The 2747-nt window shown below is 37.9% G+C and carries 3 protein-coding genes; all 3 read right to left on the bottom strand.

Going from position 1 to position 2747, the window contains the following annotated elements; all coding sequences use genetic code 11:
• Positions 1 to 157 precede the first annotated feature (157 nt).
• From ACEN33_RS12065 to ACEN33_RS12055, 3 genes are read right to left on the bottom strand one after another with little or no spacing between them, the layout of a single operon-like run.
• Positions 158 to 1300, bottom strand: a complete 1143-nt coding sequence (locus ACEN33_RS12065) for an ABC transporter permease (protein ID WP_407095188.1) — start codon at positions 1298 to 1300, stop codon at positions 158 to 160.
• Positions 1287 to 2354: an ABC transporter permease gene (locus ACEN33_RS12060; protein ID WP_407090376.1), complete on the bottom strand. Its 1068-nt coding sequence runs from the start codon at positions 2352 to 2354 to the stop codon at positions 1287 to 1289. Before ACEN33_RS12060 ends, ACEN33_RS12065 begins: the two co-directional genes overlap by 14 nt.
• Positions 2351 to 2662 carry a hypothetical protein gene (locus ACEN33_RS12055; RefSeq protein ID WP_407095187.1) on the bottom strand — a complete coding sequence of 104 codons (312 nt, stop codon included), beginning with the start codon at positions 2660 to 2662 and terminating at the stop codon, positions 2351 to 2353. Before ACEN33_RS12055 ends, ACEN33_RS12060 begins: the two co-directional genes overlap by 4 nt.
• Between the last annotated feature and the right edge of the window lie 85 nt (positions 2663 to 2747).

Below are 2747 nucleotides of genomic sequence, written 5' to 3'. Positions count from 1 at the left end.
GCCTCCGGCTTCCTTCAGATTCCACCTCACGGTGGACACCCTTGCCTTTAGCTAACAGTTCCTACTGCCAAGTCTGTAGTGGACTTTCACCACCAAGTTATCGCCCATGCCGGGCGCACATGAAAAAAGTCCAAGAGTTTCCTCAAGGACTTAAAAATTATCCCTTACCTGCACGCTTTTGTTGTGAAATGGCGACACCTAATAAGGTGAAGACGACGGCGAAGGCTAATAGTAAGCCCCACTCGGTTAATAAATCTGAATACGAATTGATGTCTTTCATGACACTTTGTCTAAAGTAAAACAAAGGAGAGAAATGAGCAATTCGTTGGATGGCCGTTCCCACAATTTCATAAGGGATGAATAAGCCTGACAAGAATGCGAGTCCCAAACTAATGACGGTTGTGAGTCCATTAATAATATTGCGATTGTTCGTGATTGATGTCATTAAAAATGCCATCGATAAGGCTGTTAGAATGAACAAGGTAAGTGAAATAATGACTCGAACGTAATCAATCGGAATAGAACTCGGTATGTAGAACCAAAGAACTGAGATAGTAACGAGTAGAATTAACCCACCATACGTTATTTGTCCTAAGACAACTTGGGTATTATATTTTAGATTTGAAATTCCACTCAAATTAATGCGGTCTTGAATTTTATCAGATTTAATTTCTGACATAGCCATACCAACTGTTCCAAGTATAATTTGGAGGACAAAGTAACCCACTAATGCAATCCCGGTTGTATAAGCCAAGAGAATGTTTTGATTATCAAGTCCACCAACCATTTCAACTTCGGCTGTTTCATTCAGCGTAGAATCGAGTTGATCTGTTAACTCTGAAATATCGCTGACTCCAGATGCGACCCGAGCATTGGCCAATCGTAAGTATTTGTCGACCTCCGTATTCAGCTGTGCACTACTCATATCACGTTCATTCAGTAGTAACTCAACCTGGTCTGGTTGCCCATTTAAAACCAATTCTTCAAAATTCTCAGGAATATATAACATCCCCTGATATGTTCCAGAAAAAACTTCATTTTCAACATCTACTATAGTGACATCGGATAGCGTTTCTACGTCATGCGATTCACTCAAGTAATCCACTAAATGTTCACCCAATGGATCGTCACTTTGGTTGACTACTGCAATATCTAAGGTCACACTTGAGAATGTTTGATTTTCATCGCCTTCTGGTTGCCCTATGGCTACAAATACGAAACCAAGGAAAATTAGAAAGTAAATTAGCAGTTCTTTCCAATACTTTGAGAAGATGCGGATGATCATATTATAGATGGTCATAACGTTTCCCCCTTAAGTAATAGACTGAAAATGCAAACATTAGTATGATATATACGGCCATAATCAAGATTCCTTGTGAAAGAATCCTCGTATCATTCAGTAAATTAATACGATAGAAATTCTCAGTAATAATGTTTACAGGATTGACTGTGTTAAACCATGGAATCGTGTTGTTTATAAATTGCTTCACACCCGGTACCATTCCCCCTGCAATAAAGGTTAAAATTAGCGTTGATGCGACAACAATTTGAGTTTTCCCATCGATCTTCAACTTTGGAATGAGTCCGGCAACAATTCCCAACATAATCCCGAAGATATTTCCAAGGAATATAAGTAGCAAACTATAACCGAAATGATTCACGACTTGAATTCCGAGCACATATTGAATATAAATAATTAAGATGATGTTCGCAGCAAAGTTTACAAGAACCGCATTTAAAGCATTTAACCCAATATAGCGATAGCGTTTTAACGGTGTGCTGCTCAACCGGGAAGCGAGTGAACTTAAGGGGGCTAGAATTTCAGTCGAAATTTGCACCCCATAAAATCCCCCGTATAAACTTACCATGGCGATTAAACCGAAGAACATAATCACGATATAGGAACCGGGTGTCGATTCCATTTTGACAAACTCCGTTGTGTAATCCATATTCAATGCATCTAATCCCATAGCTGTGGTTTGTTTCACTTGATCCATGATACTTTTGACGATGGAAGTATTTACATTGCTTTCATTCATTAATAAGTTTCCATCTTGCTTTACATAGACTTCTATCTCTTCTGCTTCCAACAGTTCTCTTCCCTCTTCTTCACTCATCGTCGTCACATCGAGAACTTCTATGTCAGATAAAATTACACCGTAACTATAAAAGGGAGTGGATTCGGTTGTCACTCCAATCGGAACAGCTTCAATATCACCTTCAATTAAGTCTGATGATGCGAAGAAATAAAGAGAAGCAAGAATTAGCGGCAATCCAAAAGTATAAAATAAAATATCTGGTGTTCGAACAAATCTCAGAAAATAATACTTTAGTTGCGTGAGTGCTGCTCTCATTGGTCACGCAGCTCCTTCCCAGTCAGTTCTAAGAAGATTGAATTTAAATCTGGCATTTGACTATATAATTGAGTATAAGACAGTTCATGTTCTTCAATGAATTTTACTAATTTAACGACATGATTATTCCCTTCGTCAAAGACGAGTCGCCATTTGTTCTTACCTGTCTTCTCAATCGTATTGAGATTTGGTAATTCTCTCATTTCTTCGATTTGTTCTGGACTAATATCAAACAATTCGATATTAATAATCTCACCTTGATTCACTCCTGAATAATTCATAGTTTTACTAATAGTCTTTCCTAACATTGATTTAATAGTCTTTAAAGTAATCTGCTTCATCACCCATTAGGTGATGAAAAAAGACCCCCTTTCTGATATGGTTAATTCACCA

It is taken from the genome of Ruoffia sp. FAM 24228 (assembly GCF_045528575.1).
In the GTDB taxonomy this organism is placed as follows: Bacteria; Bacillota; Bacilli; order Lactobacillales; family Aerococcaceae; genus Ruoffia; species Ruoffia halotolerans.
The sequence above is the reverse complement of the archived record's forward strand: the minus strand, read 5'-3'. Positions and strand labels throughout refer to the sequence as shown.